We start from the raw sequence: 19,781 nt of genomic DNA on the forward strand, positions 1-19,781 counted from the left end.
AATGCAATAAGATTGTCGTTATTCATGGTGTATCCTCGTCTGGTCTTTTTCCTTATCCAGCAGGATACGCCGTTTCTTCTCCTTTACTCATACACCACAAATAAACATAGCTCTCAATATAGAAACCTATCTTACTGAAACAATCTTTCACTTGTTAGAAGAGGAGGGATTACTCAACGAACACCAACAACTGGATTTGGAACGGTTAGGAGCACGTAACCGCGCTAGCGCTGAGCTACAGTATATGACGAATATTCATTCAGAAACTGCCGTATGAAGCCTTAAAAATGATCTACAGCATTTGATTGGATAGGGATGAGAGATAGGTGTAGGATGAACCACATCTATCTCTTATCCCGCTACCCGGTCAGATGCTGTAAGTCTGGAATGGGTGTGGATACCGGGAGGAGTAAGGCTAGCTGTAAAAACTCTTTCCCAAGGGAGTTTAAAAGAGAGGCTACGAGCGTTTTGATTCTAATTATTAGGATTTCACTTAAAGACACTCAAATGACTACTCTTGAAGAAGTATTAGAAACTGCTTCCAGTGCTGGGTACAGCTTGCTTGCAGAAGCAAGTAATGGTCGTGGGTACGTCCTTGGTCGTCAGAATGCTGAGCAGCCAGTGGGAGTCTTTCAAACCCTGGATGAGGTCATGAATTTTTTGGCAACTCAGTATTGGGAAAGGTAAGCGAGAAAACGCCTGGGCGACAATTGAGAGGAACGCCAAGCTGCAGGCCCAACTAGTAGGCTGCGGCCTAAGTTCACAACCTATGTTTTGTGTGGGGTGCGAAGCACCCCACACAAAACATAGGTGATGGATTTCCGCTTCAGCGTACTAGTGAGACATTTGGCATGAACCTCGCTATTGGTCAGAGTTGTCTATAACTCTTGCAGGGTGGGTGTGGGCATCTTGCCCACACCATAGGTATCCAGAACTGAAGTCAGTGCCAGGCAACCATAGCTTCGATAACCTGCTTGGATAACCCATTATTAATGCCATATTCAAAGCAAATGAACCAATAGTGCTTTCTTAGGAGGTTTCTGCATAAGAATTTACCCAGAATGTTGGTGCTTTGCCCGCGAAGCGGGCAAAGCACCAACATTCTGGGGGTAATTTTATTACTGGAAATCTCCTTAACTGACATGACGGTTGTCTTGTATTTGAATGCTCCAGGGTAGCAATAGCGTAAACGTTGTCAAACCTTGTTTGCTGGTTACAGTAATGCTTCCTTGCAACAACTCTACTCGCCGTTGTACAAGAGCTAAGCCCAGGCCAGTACCGCCATGCTTCCAGGGATCGTTGTTCGGAACGCGGTAAAATTTTTCAAAGACGTGCACTAACTCGTTGGTGGGGATTTCGGTACCCGAGTTACTCACGCGTATCTCTAAGCCGTCTGCTTCTGCGATCGCTGAAATTGTTATCGTTTCACCACTAGGGGTGTATTTACAGGCATTAGTAAGGAGTTCCGCCAAAATTTGTTCCAAGCAACCCAGATCGGTCATTAATGTGGGAAGTTGAGTTGGGATCTGAACAGACAGATGCTGTTGTTGACTTCGGGCCTGTGCTTCAAACGGATCGAGAAGAAGAGGAATCCAAAGCTCTAGTTCAACCTCTGCGAGCATCAGTGGTTCTGTCTTAGCTGAAAGCCGAGAGAGATCTAGAAGGTCATTGATTAACGTAATCTCCTGTTGGCATTCATGCTGAAGAACCTCGAAATAACGGCTGGCTGAACCGGATTCAGGATCAAGGAGCCCAAGGGGCTTGAGGATGAACTCCAACATATGGGTTGCCATCTTGATATTAGAGATGGGGGTTCTGAGCTCGTGAGAAACTGTACTCAGAAAATCGTCTTTCAATTGGTTGAGCCGCCCTAATTCCTCGACTTGTAACTGTGCTGCTTGATAGAGTCGAGCCTGCCGAACAGCGATCGCACACTGGTTAGCCACCTGTTGTACCAAGCGAATTTCCAGTTCTTCGAAGCATTGTTCGCCAGCTTTGTAGAGCCATAAATCCCCGATCACCGAGTGATCATTGATGATGGGGCAAGCGAGAGTGGTCAACCGTTTAGCAACTGGACGGATAGGATTGGGGTGTTCAGGCATCCAGGAAAATTGCAGCGTGAGCCCTTGCAATAAGGGATCGTAAGTTTCAGGTCTATTACTTAGAGCAATGATGGCGCCCTTTGCAGGCGGCACCTCGCAACGCACGGTTTCGTAGTGGATAGTTGAGGTATTCTGCCCTAAATCGTATAGACCTGCGTCGCAGCTATAGGCTCGCAACCCTAGTGCAAGTTCTTGGACTGCCGTTTGCAAAATCTGGGCTTCCTCCAGAGAATCCCGAACTTTGTCTGTAATCCGTTTTAGGAGTGCCTCAAAATCGAGCGATCGCTTTAATTGCTCAGTTCGTTCTTCCACCTGTTGTTCTAAGCGGGCGTTAAATTGTTGGACCTGTTGGTATAGTTCAGATTGTTGGATGGCGATTGCAAGTTGAGCAGCTAACTGTTGCAGCGAGTCAATTTCCCAGGTTTGCCAGGAATGTGGAGCTAAGCAATGGTGTACCACCAACAGCCCCCAGAGGGTAGTTTCATGCAGAATAGGAACAACGAGATTCGCTTGTACTTGAAGACTGGCTAGAAGTTGCTGGTAACAGGGCTCAACATCACTGCTCTCTACATTTTCAATAGCACTAATACGTCCCTGCTGATATGGTTGTTGCCATCCGCTTTCAAAACATGGATCATAAATCTGCTGATGCAAAATTGATAAATCAGGTGAATGAACGGATTCAGCGACAATGGTGCCACTCACACCAGGATTAAAGCGGTAAATAACGACGCGATCGCTTTGTAGAAGTTGCCGGACTTCTGCCACTGCTGTATCTAAAATTTCCTCCAACTGCAATGATTGACGAATATGTTCAGTAACGCTTACCAACAACTGCTCTCGTTCCCGCTGTTGTCGTAAGGCAGCTTCTGTCTCTAGGCGCTCAGTAATATCTTTTACAAAGGCAAAATTGTATTCCTCCCCATTAAAGTCAAGGTAATTGATTGTGACCTCAATGGGAATAATGCTGCTATCTTTCGCTCGATGCTGAGATACCAACGTCAGGGTTTTCTCATGTTTCAGCCTCTTCCAATGCTCTGACCAAATTTCTGAAGAAAAATTGGGATCGATATCATACACATGCATTGATTGCAACTCTTCGCGAGAGTAGCCTAACATCTGGCATACCCCCTGATTGACCCGTAGGATCTGTGCATTTTTGCCGATCCAGAGGGCTGCGATCGCCGCGCGTTCAAAAGAAAAATCCGCTAGTTTTAGGGCTTCATCTGCCAATTTGCGTTCTGTAATATCCTGACCGATACCAATGGTATTGCCATCCGATAGTCGTACATTTGCCCAAGTTGTATTAATGATGGTGCCGTTTCGAGTTTGAGTCCTGAAATCTTGCCATTTGCCCGTTGCAGTTTGAATGAACTCAAGAACGCGTTGGCAGTGGAGGGGATCAGGATAGAGCTTTGTTAAAAGGTTTTGTTCTTGTAGCTCTTGAGCCGTCCACCCTAACGTTTTTTCCCATGCTCGGTTGGCCCATTGAACCTGTCCCTGTGAATCAATAAAGTCAACCATGATGGGCACGTGGTCCATGATTGTTTGTAGGAGTTCGTGCTGTTTTTTGAGCTTTTCCTCAGCAGCCTTACGTTCACTAATATCACTGAAAGTACAAATTACCTGTCTGATATTTCCCTCCTCATCGAGCTGAGGCTCAGCACTGACTAACAGCCACATGCGGTTCTTATTTTGGGGATGGTAAACGCCCATTACCACATTGCGAACAGGCTGACCTGTGGTGATGGCTTGAGGAACTGGATGTAAATTTCCAGGAAATGGAGAGCCATCCTCGTGAATGACATTCCAACTTGGATCAAAAGATGTTTTACCCAGGAGTTGATCTTCAGTTAATCCCAGTAGTTGCAGGGCCTTGGAATTACTCAACAGAATTTCAGCGTCCGCTCCTTGCACTAAAACACCGACATGTAGATCCTGAAGTAGGAGACGAAAGCGCTCTTCACTTGCTCTTAATACGGCTTCTGCCTGTTGCCGTTCTGTAATGTCTCTGGCTACTGCACACATCACGGGTCGATTGTTCCAGGTGAAGCGGCCTACACACAGTTCGACTGGAAAGATCACGCCATTTTTCTTGCGATGCCATCGTAAATAAATTCGTGCTTTTCCTGTTGAATTGGCTGTACGAATAGCAGCTTGGGATTGAGCCGGTTCGGCGCTCACGTCTGCAACTTTGAGTTGCATGGCTTCAACTCGGCTATACCCATATAACGTTTCAAATGCTTCATTAACATCTAAGATTTCCCCAGTCTCCGTATCGAAGAGGCTTACAGCGTCGAGCTCGTTGGAAAACAGTAAGCGATATTTTTCTTCACTCTCACGTAACGCCGCTTCGACTTGTTGCCGTTCTGCAATTTCTTGCTCTAAGGCCTGATTAGCGGCTTGTAACTGCTCTGAACTCGGCAGTTCTAATGCTTTGGATACGAGGGGTACTAACAAGACAGCCGTTGCGAAAGAAATTAGAGCAAGTACCGCTTCAAGTCCATCAAATACCCAACCAGGAGGATACCAAAGAGCCCAGATCTCCAATAGGTGAGTCGTTCCACAGGCAGCAATGAAGGCTGCAAATAACAAAAATATCCAGGAAAGCGGTAAATCTTGCCGTTTACGGACGAAGTAAAACAATGCTGCTGAAATGGAGTAATAAGCGAGTGCGAACAACCCATCAGACAGGATATGAAGCTCAGCCAGTTCTGCTTTCCACGGATAGCAGTGTCCATATGGAATAAAAGCTGTCAGGGAAAACCTATAGAGGAAGGAAGGCATTACAGGACGGCTCATAGCTACTTCTTTATAGAAGATAACCCCCTTTCAAAATATAGCGCTGGCGCGCTGATTAAGTACGGTGGTGTGGGGCACGAGGTGCCCCACACCACCGTTGCTGTACTTAACACACTTGCACATTGCAATAAGAGAAATACTTCTTTTCTAGAGGTTAATACCGTTGCTCCAGAAGCTGCCCATATTGGGGAAGGGCTGCGTAATGTGTGCTCCTTCCCCAATATGGGCAGCTTCTGAGGATTAGACTCGTTGTGAAATCAAGGTTAAAACTCGAAATTAGTTTTTCCTTTGCAATTTTGCAACTTAGGTTGCCATTCGTCACAGTAAGTTTTGTTCAAACCATTGCCTCAACTCCGGTAAATAACGTGCTGTGAGGATACCAGCGACAAAGCCGAACAAATGTCCCTGCCAAGAGATGCCGCGTCTTCGCGAGGGCAAAATGCCCCAGATGAGGGGACCGTAGAGCAACGCAACCACAACCGAAACGGCGGCGGATGGGAAGTCCTGTTCGAAGTAGCTGCGGGACAGGAGAAAGCCAAAATAGCCAAAAATTATTCCGCTAGCACCAATGTGAAGTGTATTAGATGGCGCGAAGAGCCAAACACCTGCACCACTGACAAACCAGATAACGGCTGTCACGATTGTAAATTCTGTAACACCACGCAGTAGGGTAAACCAGCTTAGAACGGCAAACGGTAGCGTGTTTGCTATCAAATGCTTCCAGGTACCGTGCAGTAGTGGTGCAAACAAAATGCCTCGCAGCCCGACCTGAGTACGGGGCAAAATGCCTAAACGGTTTAAACGGTGCTGCAGCAACAATTGGTCTACAATCTCCAACACCCAGATGAGTATGATAAAACTGCCAATAATTTTGGCTTGAGTTTCAATGTCACTAGTGGCCAGGGGCGATTGCATTGATAACGTACATAAAGTTCTTTAATAGTTTAAAGCTTAGTTTTTTCAATAGAGTTGTAACGTTCCTCGATAGGCGTTAAGGGCGATCGCCCTTCGAACTCGAATAGACGAAAAATGTTGTGGTACATCCTTGGAATCAATCCGTGGGGAATTACAGTCAGTTAATGGGTAGCACTATTTTGATGTGGTAGGTTACTACATCGTCTTTCCAATCGTTGGTCGGTTTGCTTTTTAGGTTGAGGATATGTTGAAATTCAAAGGTTTGTTTTGGCTTGGTGCGATCGCTCTTACCACAAATTTAATGATTGCAGCTCCTCCTGCATGGGCTAACTGCAATGATTCTGTTGGTCGTGTTGAGTTTTGGCAGTCTCCTATGCAGCGGCACTGGCAGCAATTGCAGCAGCGTACTGATTATCCTTGGGGTCAAAGCCGCCCTTATGCTGAGATCTCGGGCGATCGCATTACCCTCACTGCCGATTTCGACCGGCTCAATGGTGCTCAAAAACAACAAGTGCTCGATTTACTGCTCAACCCGAATTGGCAGCAAATTATCACTCCTCAAGAACAACAAGCAGGCATTGAGCAAGGTACTATCGGTGCTCTTCCCTATTCTGTCTATGCGAGAGATGGCCGTTTAGTTTCAGCCGTTTATGATGGCTGTACTCGCATGACCATGCTAACGGAACGGGCCCGTTATAGCTGGTATTACAATAGTATTGGGCGCAACCTCCCAACTAACCTGAATCCAGTTGCTCTGAGAAATGCTGGAACTCCCTCCTGGCGGCTGGTGCAGCGTCCAATTTCAGCAGCGGAAGAAAGTAGTGTGCGTCTGCGCTTCTGGAATGCTGTTGGTTACAACCAGGCTGCCAATGGATTCTGGATCGCCTGGGTTCCTGAGGGGGGGTATTTTGAAATCAATGTTCCACCCGGTAATGATGCAAGGCAATTACCATTTTGGAGCGTTGCTCCTCGTGAGTATAACTATCGCGTCATTGCAACTGACGGAACATTTGTTAGGGATGCCAATTTCAATAGTCGAGGTGGCTAATATCATAGCGGGTTAAACGCCGATCATAAAAAGTGGTGCGGCGCAAAGCGCCCCACCACTTTTTATGATCGGCGTTTAATCTTACCTGTTATAACGGCATCAAATACACTCAGTAGTTCAACCCAATTAGAGATAAAACCCAAAATGCTGTGTCGCTCCAAAACGGTGCTATAGCATTTTCTCCTATTGTCAACTAACGAAAGATAGATCGATACATCAATCTAATTGTAGATTTGGCTCCCAGATGCAGGTCAGTTCAGCTTCTATAACCCAGCTCCTCTTCCTAGAACCGTTAGTCGATGCTTAACATAGAGGAGAGGGAGGATTGCGAATGGATGGACAAAGAACAAGTCCCTTTTCCAGATTTGGGGAAATGGGGGCACGTATGCAGGCCTTGGATTGGGCAGAGACTCCAGCAGGTTCTGTCGAATCCTGGTCACAAAGTTTGAAGTCAACCGTTCGCACATTGTTAGGTTCGCGCTACCCCATGATTCTGCTCTGGGAGCAAGAACTCATTCAGATTTACAACGACGCTTATATCAATTTAATTGGAACCAAACACCCTTATGCCCTGGGGCGATCCATCCGGGACACCCAGGCTGAATCCTGGGATGTCATTGGACCCATGATCACTGAAGTGATGACGACTGGAATTCCCAACTGGGTTGAAGACCAGATGCTAGCGGTGAACCGCTCTGGCTACAACGAGGAAGCGCACTTCAGCCTGTCCTACAGTGCGGTTGAAGATGACGCAGGGGTGATTCGCGGCATGCTCTGTGTCTGTAGCGAAGTAACCCAGCAGGTGTTGGGAGAGCGGCGCTTACGTTTACAACGGGACTTGGCCGCACGGGCCGGTGAGACCCGTAGTGTGGAGGCGACCTGTCACGATATTTTAGCGGCGATCGCTGAATATCCTCTCGATGTACCCTTTGCCCTCATCTACCTGCGCGATCCAGATGGCCAGACCCTGCAATTGGGCGGCAGTGTTCGGATAGGTACTCATCCCAAACTGGCACCAACCCATGTCTTGCTTGCAGAATCAACGGATCGATGGTCTTTAGCCAACGTTATGGCTGGTCAAACGGTGATTGCAACAGATCTGGATCGGGACATTGCCATTCCCGGTGGCCCCTGGGGTGAAAGCGTACATCAAGCGATCGCCCTACCGATTCCATCCTCTAACGTAGCCGCTCCGTTGGGGGTACTAATTTGCGGTATCAGCCCGAATCGAGCTCTTGATGAAGGGTATCAGTCATTCTATGAACTTCTAGCTGGGCAAGTTTCCGTGCCCCTCCGCAATGCTCAGGCGTATGAGGAAGAACGCCGCCGGGCTGAGATGCTGGCAGAAATCGATCGGGCAAAAACAGCTTTCTTTTCTAATGTCAGCCATGAATTCCGCACGCCGCTGACTCTCATGCTGAATCCTCTGGAGGATGTGCTTCAAAATGGCAATTTACCCACTCCAGAACGAGAACAAATTGCCGTAGCGCATCGTAATAGTCATCGTTTATTAAAGTTAGTCAACACCCTACTCGACTTCTCTCGCATTGAAGCGGGCCGAATTCAAGCTGTTTATGAACCGACGGATCTAGCCAGCCTCACGATAGATTTGGCTGGCGTATTTCGTTCAGCCATTGAAAAAGTCGGGTTGCAACTCGTTGTTGACTGTCCACCCCTGCCTGAACCGGTGTATGTTGACCGGCAAATGTGGGAGAAGATTGTGCTCAACCTGCTTTCCAATGCCTTCAAATTTACCTTCGAGGGGCAAATTTCTGTTTCACTGCGCCCTGTGGATGCTTCGGTTGAACTGGTCGTTCAAGATACAGGAACAGGCATTCCAGCTCATGAGTTACCCCATCTGTTTGAACGCTTTCATCGAGTAGCCGGGGCACCAGGACGCTCCTACGAAGGTTCAGGTATTGGATTGTCCCTTGTGCAGGAGTTGGTTAGGTTGCATAAGGGTACGGTAACGGTGAGCAGCGTGGTCGGGAAAGGAAGTACATTTGTTGTGCGGCTACTGATGGGATATGCTCACCTACCATCGGAACAAATCCAGGCGGCTCGTACTCAAGCTTCGACCGCTCTAAACTCCACAGCCTATGTCGAAGAAGCTTTGGGGTGGGTTGTAGAGGACAGAGCTCCTCCAGCTAAAGAGGCCGTTTTATCTCCCCACGCTTTCACGCGGATTCTGCTGGCTGACGACAATGCCGATATGCGTCACTATCTGCAACGGCTCTTGAGCGAACATTATGCTGTAGAGGCGGTTGCTGACGGTCAGGCAGCGCTAGAAGCGATTCGTCTCCAACTGCCTGATTTAGTCCTGACAGATGTCATGATGCCCAGGCTCGACGGTTTTGAGTTGCTCCGCCAACTCCGGGCCGATCCGCGAACCCGTGAAATTCCGATTCTGCTACTCTCTGCGCGGGCGGGTGAAGAAGCCGCGATCGAGGGATTGGAAGCGGGAGCCGATGATTACCTGGTCAAGCCTTTTAGTGCCCGAGAGTTACTGGCCCGTGTTGCAACCAGTTTAGAGTTGGGGCGATCGCGTCAGGCAGCCAGTCAACAACGCTTTCGCTTTTTAGCCGAAGCAATCCCGCAAATAGTTTGGACAGCCGATGCTCAGGGTTGGATTGATTATTACAGCCCGCGTTGGTTCGAGTACACCGGCTCGACCCTGGAACAAACTCAGGGATCAGGATGGCAGGATGTGATCCATCCTGACGATCGCACCCGCAATATTGAGGTATGGAATCATGCCATCGACACGGGAACCAGCTACAACATCGAACATCGTCTGAGACGAGCAGATGGTAGCTACCATTGGCATCTAACCCGAGCCCTCCCGATGCTTGATGAGCAAGGCCATGTTATTCGCTGGTTTGGCACCTGTACGGATATTAGCGATCAAAAACAAGTTGAAGTTGAACGAGAACAGCTATTGCAACACGAACAAGCTGCACGACAGGCTGCCGAACAGGCAAACCGCATCAAAGATGAGTTTTTGGCGGTGCTGTCTCATGAGTTGCGATCGCCTCTCAATCCAATTTTAGGGTGGGCAAAGTTACTGCGGAGTGGCAGATTAAATGAGGCTAAAGCTCGTGAAGCGATCATCACCATCGAACGTAATGCACAACTTCAAGCCCAGTTAATTGAAGATCTATTAGACATTTCTCGTATTATGCAAGGCAAGCTGGCACTGAATGCAGCCCCTGTCAGTTTGGCAGTGGTGATTTCGGCTGCTATTGGGACCGTACGCTTGGCTGCTGAAGCAAAAGCGATTCAAATTGAAACCTACTTTGAACCAGACGTCCGACAAGTTCATGGGGATGCAGGGCGATTGCAGCAGATCGTATGGAATTTGCTCTCGAATGCCGTGAAATTTACGCCTCCTGGAGGACAAGTAAAAGTACACCTCCAGCGAGTCGTCGATGACAGAGGAAATGAAACCCAACCCAATGGATCACTATTGTTATTGGACTGTTCATTACCTATTACTGAATATGTTCAAGTTATGGTTACGGATACGGGAAAAGGAATTCGCCCTGAATTTCTTCCTCATGTATTTGATCATTTCCGGCAGGAAGATGGAGCAACAACGCGTCAGTTTGGTGGTTTAGGCCTGGGTCTGGCAATTGTGCGTCATTTAGTGGAACTTCATGGTGGTACGGTTCAAGTGGAAAGCCCAGGAGAAGGTTTAGGCTCTACTTTCACTGTCAAACTGCCATCGATCCCCATCTCCAGTTCTATCAGCTCAGAATACTCCACAACCGCACCATTATTAAGCTTGAGTGGGATACAAGTATTAATCGTTGATGATGAAGCGGATTCACGAGAATATTTAGCGTTTGCGTTGGAGCAGGCAGGAGCCAGTGTGATCGTTGCTTCGACGGCATTTGAAGGGTTATCAGCATTTACACAATCTAAACCGGATGTGCTGTTAAGCGACATCGGTATGCCTAATATGGATGGATATATGCTGCTCCAGAAGATAAGAAGCTTGCCACCGGAGCAAGGGGGGCTTGTTCCAGCGATCGCGATCACGGCCTATGCAGGGGAGTCTGACCAACAACAAGCATTGGAAGCTGGGTTTCAACAACATATTTCTAAGCCTGTTAATTCAGAAGCTTTAGTGAAAGCTATTCTCACGTTTGTTCATTGCCCTTCTGATACTACAGAGCCGTAGTTCCAATGAACCGCCCATACCTGTGCCCAAGTACTGCCTTCAATGCCAGCATGGGTGGGGCTGGCGATCGCCTGCAACAAGCGTGCGTATGAACGTTCATCGATGGGAAGTTGAGGATCATGATAATGACCCCGTGTTCACCTTATTGCGTAACTTCTGAATCCCTTTGAGCAGTGAGGTCCGATGCTGTGCAAGCTTCATCCATCGCGGTAAACGAACTGCGATACCATGATGGTTCCCTTTACCTCCTTGCCGTTCTCGAATTGTGGCACTGATATACATTTCTAAAAAATCTAGATGGGCTTCGTTGTAAGCCCACAGCACCTCTCCACAACAGGGAACCTGCAACCAGAGGGGAAGCCCGAATAGCGGATCAACGGCACCATTGTACTTACGATACTGTTGCCACCAGGTACCTTTCCACCAGGGCATTGGCTTCCGATGCTTGCCTACTCTTGATGCGGTTTGCGTATAGCTACAATGAGGGCACGCGATTCGCCAGGTCAGCTTTTCATCCAGACATCGCGAGAGCACAGGGCGATCGCAACGAGGACAAAGCACCCATATATTCGGCTCAAACTGTTCTAAATAAGTTTCGTAATCCCTAAAACGGAACATTACAGGCCCTCACAAAAACAACCGTGGCTGATTCAAGCGCAAAGCCCTGTACAAAAAAATGATGGGTTTTAATTTTGTAAGGATCCTTAGGGGCATGAATTCTGTTTTAGCTCAGGTTGATCGGCATGTCTTTTGCAAAGCCTTTCTTAAGTGACAGTGCAAGGACAATGTAATTTGATAAAAGAGAGGAGCACCTATATGGTATAGCCCATGGTTGCTACCCTCAACCCGTATCTTTCCGATAACTTTGCTCCTGTTGGGACAGAGCTGACTGTAGATAATCTTCCAGTCCTGGGTGAAATACCACCTGAGTTGCATGGAATGTTTGTCCGCAATGGTCCTAACCCTCAATTTCCGCCATTGGGCCGTTATCACTGGTTTGATGGTGATGGAATGTTGCATGGGGTTCATATTCACGATGGTAAGGCTAGCTACCGCAATCGATATATTCGAACTCAAGGGTTTCAGCAAGAGCAGCAGGCAGGGCGAGCCCTGTTTGGAGGGTTGCTAGAGCCATCACCTCAAGGCTTCAAGAATGTTGCCAATACGGCTCTAACCTGGCATGGCGATCGCCTTCTTGCCCTCTGGGAGGGCGGTGAGCCTCATGCTATTGAGGTGCCAAGTTTGGATACACGGGGTACTGACACTTTTAAGGGCAAACTAGCCTCTCCTGTCACCGCCCATCCCAAAGTTGACCCCTCTACAGGGGAAATGATGTTCTTTGGCTATTCTTTAGCTCAGCCTCCCTACGTTAAATACAGTATTGTTTCTGCTGAGGGAGAACTTGTACGCACTATTCCTATCGACTTGCCTGTGGGGGTGATGATGCATGACTTTGCCATCACAGAGCACTACACCATTTTTATGGACCTACCCCTCACCTTCCGATTGGAACGACTCCAGCGGGGAGAACCTGCATTTGCCTTTGAGCGCGATCGCCCTAGCCGTTTCGGGATTTTGCCCCGGCATGGAAAGAGCGAGTCAATTCAATGGTTTGAAGCACCCAGTTGTTATATCTTTCATACGTTCAATGCCTATGAAGCAGGGGATGACATCGTTCTAATTGCCTGTCGTATGAGCAGCACCGATGTCTTAGGTGGAGGCTCTCCAGGCTCTCATGAGGGAGATAATCGCCAAATTCAGGCTGATGTCCCATTACCGTATCGCTGGCAGTTCAACCTGAAACATGGAACGGTACAGGAGGGACCCCTGGACGATCGCCCGTGTGAGTTTCCCCGCATCAACGAACAGTATTTGGGACGACAAACGCGCTACGGATATGTGGGGAGTAGTGCACCGACAGAGGTGCCAAAGTTCGACGGTTTGCGTAAGTTTGACTTCCAGGACGATAGTGCTCAAACCCATGCGTTTGGCGCAGGACGGTATGGTGGGGAGGGTGTGTTTGTGCCACGACCTGGAGCGATCGCAGAAGATGATGGCTGGTTAATGACGTTTGTCCATGATGAAATTCAGAACGCGTCTGAACTGGTGATCATCAATACTCAGGCCATGACGGATGCACCCGTTGCTCGTATTCTAATGCCACAGCGAGTTCCCTACGGCTTCCATGGCACTTGGATTGCATCCGTATAGACTTCCTATCTCAGTACAGGACAGAACCTCTAAAACCCAGTTTTTTCGTTACAGTAGCGAAGTCGCCGCAACAGAAAAATTCGGGTTTTAGAGGGCGTTCAAATTTTGTTCTGTCCTATAAATGTGCAAGTGCGTTAAATACAGCAACGGTGGTGTAGGACACTTCGTGCCCCACACCACCGTACTTAATCAACGCGCGTAGCGCTATAAAGTTTTCTACATCTTCTTTCTAACATCAAAATCGAGTTTGGCAGGATTACCGTAGTAGCAAAGAGCGGTTTTCGCTACCCTTGCAAGCACTGATATTCACCTGACTGGGTGAGCTTAAACACGCTTACCTTAGGTAAATTAGAACTATGAAGACAAATCGTTCATCCCCTCAATTCACTACACCATGAGTGGGACGGAAGTAGGGCGATCGCGCCTGAAGGAACGCGCTTCTCAAAGCGAATAACATTGGAGAAGCGACATGACGAAGCTTACTTATCGTGGCACAAACTACACTTACAGCCCTGCTCAGCCGAGCCCGACTGTTATTTCTGTTCCCTTAATCTATCGCGGTGTTCGTTATCAGCCGACTCATCAGGTTGCTCCAGCATTGTCATACACGCTGAAGTACCGGGGTGTTGCTTACCAGGTAGGGTCAAATGTTCAACCTGCTGCCAAGGTTGCACCCTCTCAAACCAACGTAGCCAATGTGCACCAACAAAACCTGCTGAACAACGTGCAGCATCGAATAGAGGTTGCACAGGCGCGAGGTGATGACCGGCTTTTAGCGCTTCTTGTTGCTGAGCGCGAACAACTCGCTGTCTAATGCGATGGTGGTCTGAAAGCCGTCGCTTCTAGACGTGCTTTCAGAGAGTGAAAATTAACCTATGTTGAATGGGGTGGAGTGCTTTACATTCCACCCCATTCATTCAGTTAATGAGTACTAGAGCCTGTTTTAGAAGTTGCTTTTCGTGCGCGAAGCGTAGGGAAAAACAACCCTTTCAACGAGTTTTAGAACGCGCTCTCGTGGCCCGTCAGGATAGATCTGAGGTACCTCTCAGATCTATAGAAACTAATCTTTAGGTTTTGTTGAGGGGTTACAACCCCTCAACAAAACCTGGGCAACCTATTAGGGAGTCAGCCGCTGTAGGGCGATCGCCCGGTAAGCTTCTTCTTCAAAACCCATTGCAAGTTGTTCTGCCAGCTCCCGATCTTCCGTACTTAAGGCTTGCTCAACCATTTGCCAGAGGAGCTCACGTTGCGCAAAGCGATCGCCCATCGTTTTCACGGTATCTAACGAAAACTGAATAGCCTGATTTGCGCGGTTCGTTTCTCCCTGACGTGTATAGGCTTGCGCAATTAGAAACCAGTTGTACGCTCTTAAGTTGGCAGACTGAATGTCGGCATTGATTTGCCCTGCTTGCAATAATTGGGCAATCGATGGATCCTGGTTTCCTGGAAGGACGAAGTAGTAACGAATAGCATCATTTAAGGCTTGCTCTCGCTGGCTATCATCCGGAATCATTTCAGTAATCTGCTGAAGCTGAGCAACAACGGCTTGCGCCTGGCTATCTTGGCCTTTGGCATAATAATTGGCGGCTATTTGGGCCAGTGTTGGGATATATACTGCTTGCTGGGGCTGATTTTGGATCGTCTGAAGGGCATAAGACGGTTCCGAGGATGCGGCTGCGACTGCAATAAGTCCTATCAGCCAGTCCCGCTGAGCCGGTTCGAGGCTTTGAACCAGGGTTAAGGCGGCTTCTGCGGTTTCCTTCATCTGGGATTCTGCCCCCAGGGTTCCATAAGCTTTAATGATCGCGTTCATTCCCCAAAGTCGTGGAATGGGCTCTGTAATCGTGCTGCTGGCTGTTTTCAATCCTGACAGCATCTCCATCGCCTGCTCCCTGTCGCCGGCAATGCCAAACATTTGAGCCACCTCAGCCAGGGGCTCTACAGTCCAGGCAGGGAAGACCGACGATCGCTCACTTCCGGGGGCTTGATTAATTAGATTAAACGCGCCTTCTGCCGCTGCCCGTACCCGCTCGCCCTGCCCTAGCTGGTCATACAATCGGGCGATCGCTCCTATAGACCGCACCTGTTCCCGTACCGAATCTTGACTCTCAACCTTGAGAACCTGGGCTGACTCAAGTGCCTCATCTAAAACAGCTACAGCTCGATTGGGTTGGTTGAACGCGACATAGTCCTGGGCAATCTCTAGCAACAAGCCTGCATTGGAGACGGTGACAAAGGTATTGCGATCGTAGAAAATGGTCGTTCTATCCACCGTACGGGCTACTGCAAGCGCTTGATCTAGGGTAGCGATCGCTTCTTGAGATTGATTGGCCCGTTGATAGTGTTGGGCAATTGCCCGCAGTGCCTTGACCCGTCCCTGTTCCTGTAGAACATTCGCGGCCTGCACGGCCCGACCATACTGCCCTGCCTTTACGGCTTGCTGAGCGATGTATTGCAGTGCTTCCGCTTTCAGGTCCGGCATATCGCCAAAGGGTTGCAGTACCCCATCCGGTACCCGCTGCACGAGGGCGATCGCTTCGTCATATCGCCCTGCATCGGAATAGACACGAGCAATGATGACTCTGGCATGGGCCTGGTCATATCCGGTCAAGCCGTCAGCCAGGGCTATAGCGCGATCAAACGCTCCAACCTGAGCAAAGTAGCCTGACCACTGGGCAAACACCTGTGAATCTGGTTGCATTTTGGCCAGTTCATAAGCTTCTGAAAGAATGGTAAGCGCCCGTTCTTGTGCTCCAGTTTTGGCATAGGCTAACGCAACTTCGATCCAGAGCTGGACGCGACTGCTAGATTCCGGAATCTCGCTGGCAATCTGGTAGGACAGATCCGTCTTACCACTGCGCCACGCCCATTGGGCCAGAGTTGTCAGCAGAACAGATTTTTCATTTTGGTCTGCAATTGTTTCTGTAAACGCTAATGCGTCAGTAAAGCGATCGGCGTTGATATAGCTTTTCAGGATAGCCTGGTGGGCCAGATCAGTATAAGCTTCGGTGCGCTGGCTGAGGGCGATCGCTTCCCGAAACTGCCCCTGTTCAGCTAGATAAGAAATCACAGGCACCAGGGCTACATCACGAGATGAGGCAAACTGAATTCCCTCTGCAAACTGCTGCGCTGTCTCGACTTGGCCAGCACTCAAATAGGCCTGGACGATCGCTACCTCTGCATCGGTTCTCACAGGTACGCAGCACCCTAGAGCAGGGAGGGAGGTATAACTCATGCGGTTGGCAATTGCGATCGCCCGGTCATACTGGCCCAATTTCGCCTGCTCTGCTGCAATGGTGGCAAAGAGTTGGTCAAGGGTCGTGGAATTGGATAGAAGCGCGGCAGTTTGCTCGGCCTGGAAAAGGGCTTCTGTGGCTTTGGCAACCTCCCCACGAGCCGCGTGCCGCCGTGCTGTCTGGATTAACGTCCAGGCTTGCGTGGCGGGATTTGACTGGGCAGTGGTTTGGGCGATCGCAGAGCCAGAATCGCCGTCTGACAGATCCGAAGGGTTCGGGGTTGTCGCTGCAGTGACAGGTATCGCAGTCAGTACGGTAACGAGGATGGATACCATCCACGGCTGTATGGAACACACGTTTGGAATGACCGTAACTTTTTTGAAGGGAAGCATGACATGCCTCTATTTAGGAATGGATAGGACGCTTTCAGGTGACACGTTGTGGAAGCATCACCCTCAATAACAATCTGAGGGATCTACAACTCAAAGATTACAAATTGCGTAGAACCTCCAGATTGAGGGCAAATATCAAAGCATGCTGCGCCAGTTTTTGGGGAGATACCATTAGTCTGGTCGTAGGGAGCGATCGCCGGGTTGGAATGTGCCGTCATAGCTTTATTAGACGAGCAATGAGAGAAATAGATTCCAACAGAATCCGTTCAATAACTCCAACTCAATTAAACATACAGCGCTTTGCGCTTGAATCAGCCACGGTTGTTTTTGTGAGAGCCACGCGGAGCGCGGTTCTCACAAAAACAACCAGGTTTGAAGCGCTTGAAAAGCGCCGTAAGAACCACAAGGTTTTGTATCGTTCGTGTTCCAGTCTCTGACAAATACGAGTTTTACAAATTCTGAACGTTTCAATTTGGATTAAGCCCAGGAGCCATTAACGATAAAGAAAAACCTTTACAAACTAAGAGGACTTGCTAGGATACTTTCTAAAGATATTTCTTTTAAAAGTATGACCTCCACTACAAGCCAGCTTCAATCTCTTGTTCGCGCTGCCAGCCTGGTAGAACTCCAGGAAAAAGGGCAATTACTGGTTCGTATTAACCAGCAACCTGTTGCACTGTTTTACAGTGGGGAGCGGGTCTACGCGATCGATAACCGTTGTCCCCACATGGGGTTTCCGCTCCACGGCAGCGTATGCAAAGACGGAATTGTGACCTGTCCCTGGCACTATGCGCGCTTTGACCTGGCCAGTGGAGGGACCTTCGATTCCTGGGCTGATGATGTACGCGCGTTTCCGGTGCAAATTCAAGATGGAGAAATTTGGGTTGATGTTGCCCCTCCAGCGAACCCTAAAACTCACCAGCAACAGCGATTGCAGGATGGCCTGGAGCAAGGTATTTCGTTAGTCATCGCAAAATCTGTGATTGCCCTGCTTGATTTGGGGGTTGCCCCTACAGAGCCCTTTCAAATGGGCTTAGCTTTTGGAACACGCTACAACAAAGCAGGATGGGATACAGGGCTCACCATGCTGACTTGCATGATGAATCTGATGCCCTATTTAGAGGAAAGCGATCGCCCCCGTGCCCTATATCAAGGGCTTTCTGCCGTGGCTCGGGATAGTGCAGAGGCGCCACCTCATTTTCATGTGCATCCTCTACCAACAACAGACCTGAATTTTTCCACCCTAAAAGCCTGGTTTCGTCAGTTTATTGAACAGCGCGATCGCGAAGCGGCTGAGCGGTGTTTGGTAACTGCATTACAGGCCGGCATGAGCCGTACTCAAATTGCTGAGATGCTGTTTGCGGCGGCAACCGACCACCGTTACCTGGATGTTGGTCATGTGCTGGATTTTATCAATAAAGCCCTGGAAGCTCTGGATGCGATTGGTTGGCAGGAGGCTGAACCCGTGCTGGCAAGTCTAGTGGCCGGGTTGGCAAATGCAACTCGGATGGAAGAAGCGAGTTCATGGCGATACCCTGTAGATTTGGTTGCAATTCTGGAAGCAGCATTTGAGCAATTGCCTGCTGTTGTAGAGATAGGCCACACTTATCGAGGACAGTGGACGCAACCTGCCGAGCTACTTCCAGTGCTTTTAGGGGAAGATGCTCAGGCGATCGTAGACAGTCTTCTCAATGCGCTGCGGTCCGGATGCACAGAAGCCCAGTTAGCCCAAGTTGTTACCTATGCAGCAGCTTTGCGAGTGGCCCGGTTCCATACCAACAATGACCATGGAGATTGGAACAGTGCTCACCATCCCTTTACCTTTGCCAATGCTGTACAGCAGGGCATCCATCGAGTACCGACAATCGAGCTTCTGCGTGGCGTTTTTGATGCAGCGATGAGTGTCTACTTGAATCGATTTCTCAACGTGCCTCCGGCTCGCTTGCCCGAACCCCAAGATAACGTTGCCGAGCCAGACGCCTTACTGAAACAATTGCCTGACTTACTTGACCGTCAGCAGCAGGTGAATGAAACGGGGCGTCTAGTTGCGCAATACCTTTATAGTGGTGGCAAGCCTGCAACATTGATGGCACTGTTGGCGAAATTGATGCTGCGGGAGAACCGAGATTTTCATGTGATTCAATCTATTGAAGCTGCATTTCGTCTCTACTCCCTGCTTGATGATTCTCAAGAGGGTGTATTCGTGCTTGTCGCAACTGCACGGTATCTAGCCGCTCATGCTCCTACAATGCGATCGCAGGAGCAAACCTATCAGATGGCCTATCGCTTGCATCGGGGCGATCGTTTGTTTGAGGAAACGGAATCGGAGGCTGCTGGCTAATGGGGTAAAAATAATGTCGGCTTATGATGGTATTGCAGTTCGCCATAGAGTCTAAAATCTACCCCGGAACTGAAAACTCAAGGTGTGAAGGGTGGGGTGCGTACGTACCTCACCCTTCACACCTTGGGTTTTCGAATAAGCTCTTAACACTTCTTCATCGAGATGTTCTCGCGCGCAGTACTCAGCCCTGATTTTCCAACATATAGCAATGTACAAGTGCGTTAGGTACAGCAACGGTGGTGTGGGCACTTTGTCCCCCACACCACCGTACTTAAGTAACGCGCACAATGCTATAAAGTCAAAAACTAGACAATTCGACAAACAGATCCTATTCCCAGCAGAATTAAATGTGATTAGAATAGGGTCATGACAGCGAGTTGCTTTCCGCCGACCCTGGCAATAGAGTAATTCCGCCGATTAGCTGCACTAGACAGTCCGACAGACCTGCAAAGCTTTTTGCTGAAATTATTGCGTTTTTAGAATTCCTGGGCATTCTAAATCTAAGTGTTTTCAACTACTTACGGTCTATGTCGACCCTTATTCCTAGCTTT

11 protein-coding genes and 1 riboswitch are annotated in these 19,781 nt (G+C 48.9%); of the genes, 6 read left to right on the forward strand and 5 right to left on the reverse strand.

The genetic code is table 11. The annotated features are described in order from the left end of the window. The first annotated feature begins 507 nt into the window (after window positions 1-507). Window positions 508-687 carry a hypothetical protein gene (locus tag NDI52_RS26620; protein WP_348256584.1) on the forward strand — a complete coding sequence of 60 codons (180 nt, stop codon included), beginning with the start codon at window positions 508-510 and terminating at the stop codon, window positions 685-687. Between the two features lie 446 nt (window positions 688-1,133). Here the strand turns inward: NDI52_RS26620 and NDI52_RS26625 are convergent, their stop codons facing one another. Beyond that, the gene (locus NDI52_RS26625) at window positions 1,134-4,904 is read right to left on the reverse strand and encodes a PAS domain S-box protein (RefSeq protein ID WP_348256585.1); all 3,771 of its coding nucleotides are present in this window, start codon (window positions 4,902-4,904) and stop codon (window positions 1,134-1,136) included. A 318-nt stretch (window positions 4,905-5,222) separates the two neighbouring features. Continuing rightward, complete coding sequence (locus tag NDI52_RS26630) at window positions 5,223-5,819, reverse strand: rhomboid family intramembrane serine protease (protein ID WP_190773926.1); 597 nt, start codon at window positions 5,817-5,819, stop codon at window positions 5,223-5,225. Window positions 5,820-6,063: 244 nt separating this feature from the next. On the opposite strand from NDI52_RS26630, the gene NDI52_RS26635 reads away from it, so the two are divergent. After that, window positions 6,064-6,867 (forward strand): phosphoribosylaminoimidazolesuccinocarboxamide synthase, encoded by an 804-nt coding sequence (locus NDI52_RS26635; protein ID WP_190773927.1) that lies wholly within the window; start codon window positions 6,064-6,066, stop codon window positions 6,865-6,867. A 385-nt stretch (window positions 6,868-7,252) separates the two neighbouring features. Beyond that, window positions 7,253-11,050: an ATP-binding protein gene (locus NDI52_RS26640; RefSeq protein WP_199307764.1), complete on the forward strand. Its 3,798-nt coding sequence runs from the start codon at window positions 7,253-7,255 to the stop codon at window positions 11,048-11,050. Window positions 11,051-11,167: 117 nt separating this feature from the next. Here NDI52_RS26640 and NDI52_RS26645 read toward each other — a convergent pair whose 3' ends face one another. Next, window positions 11,168-11,482, reverse strand: coding sequence for a hypothetical protein (locus NDI52_RS26645; RefSeq protein ID WP_190773929.1), 315 nt, complete (start codon window positions 11,480-11,482; stop codon window positions 11,168-11,170). 396 nt (window positions 11,483-11,878) lie between these two features. Between NDI52_RS26645 and NDI52_RS26650 the strand changes: the two genes are divergently transcribed. Continuing rightward, window positions 11,879-13,261 carry a carotenoid oxygenase family protein gene (locus NDI52_RS26650; protein ID WP_190773930.1) on the forward strand — a complete coding sequence of 461 codons (1,383 nt, stop codon included), beginning with the start codon at window positions 11,879-11,881 and terminating at the stop codon, window positions 13,259-13,261. 366 nt (window positions 13,262-13,627) lie between these two features. After that, window positions 13,628-13,700: riboswitch (Glutamine riboswitch) on the forward strand. Between the two features lie 30 nt (window positions 13,701-13,730). Further along, window positions 13,731-14,075, forward strand: a complete 345-nt coding sequence (locus NDI52_RS26655) for a DUF4278 domain-containing protein (protein WP_190773931.1) — start codon at window positions 13,731-13,733, stop codon at window positions 14,073-14,075. Between the two features lie 303 nt (window positions 14,076-14,378). Here the strand turns inward: NDI52_RS26655 and NDI52_RS26660 are convergent, their stop codons facing one another. Further along, complete coding sequence (locus tag NDI52_RS26660; protein ID WP_190773932.1) at window positions 14,379-16,889, reverse strand: tetratricopeptide repeat protein; 2,511 nt, start codon at window positions 16,887-16,889, stop codon at window positions 14,379-14,381. 83 nt (window positions 16,890-16,972) lie between these two features. Further along, entirely contained in the window at window positions 16,973-17,107 is a 135-nt protein-coding gene (locus NDI52_RS26665) for a hypothetical protein (protein ID WP_277874866.1), read from the reverse strand. Window positions 17,108-17,457: 350 nt separating this feature from the next. On the opposite strand from NDI52_RS26665, the gene NDI52_RS26670 reads away from it, so the two are divergent. Continuing rightward, the gene (locus NDI52_RS26670; RefSeq protein WP_190773933.1) at window positions 17,458-19,230 is read left to right on the forward strand and encodes a Rieske (2Fe-2S) protein; all 1,773 of its coding nucleotides are present in this window, start codon (window positions 17,458-17,460) and stop codon (window positions 19,228-19,230) included. Window positions 19,231-19,781: the final 551 nt, after the last annotated feature.

It is taken from the genome of Leptolyngbya sp. PL-A3, assembly GCF_039962325.1.
In the GTDB taxonomy this organism is placed as follows: Bacteria; Cyanobacteriota; Cyanobacteriia; order Elainellales; family Elainellaceae; genus Vacuolonema.

Bases quoted from the DNA above. Each gene is read 5' to 3' on its own strand.
- NDI52_RS26650 (WP_190773930.1), top strand. From the start codon at position 11,879: ATGGTTGCTACCCTCAACCCGTATCTTTCCGATAACTTTGCTCCTGTT.
- NDI52_RS26670 (WP_190773933.1), top strand. From the start codon at position 17,458: ATGACCTCCACTACAAGCCAGCTTCAATCTCTTGTTCGCGCTGCCAGC.
- NDI52_RS26660 (WP_190773932.1), bottom strand. From the start codon at position 16,889: ATGCTTCCCTTCAAAAAAGTTACGGTCATTCCAAACGTGTGTTCCATA.
- NDI52_RS26625 (WP_348256585.1), bottom strand. From the start codon at position 4,904: ATGAGCCGTCCTGTAATGCCTTCCTTCCTCTATAGGTTTTCCCTGACA.
- NDI52_RS26620 (WP_348256584.1), top strand. From the start codon at position 508: ATGACTACTCTTGAAGAAGTATTAGAAACTGCTTCCAGTGCTGGGTAC.
- NDI52_RS26655 (WP_190773931.1), top strand. From the start codon at position 13,731: ATGACGAAGCTTACTTATCGTGGCACAAACTACACTTACAGCCCTGCT.
- NDI52_RS26645 (WP_190773929.1), bottom strand. From the start codon at position 11,482: ATGCCCTGGTGGAAAGGTACCTGGTGGCAACAGTATCGTAAGTACAAT.
- NDI52_RS26640 (WP_199307764.1), top strand. From the start codon at position 7,253: ATGCAGGCCTTGGATTGGGCAGAGACTCCAGCAGGTTCTGTCGAATCC.
- NDI52_RS26665 (WP_277874866.1), bottom strand. From the start codon at position 17,107: ATGACGGCACATTCCAACCCGGCGATCGCTCCCTACGACCAGACTAAT.
- NDI52_RS26635 (WP_190773927.1), top strand. From the start codon at position 6,064: ATGTTGAAATTCAAAGGTTTGTTTTGGCTTGGTGCGATCGCTCTTACC.
- NDI52_RS26630 (WP_190773926.1), bottom strand. From the start codon at position 5,819: ATGCAATCGCCCCTGGCCACTAGTGACATTGAAACTCAAGCCAAAATT.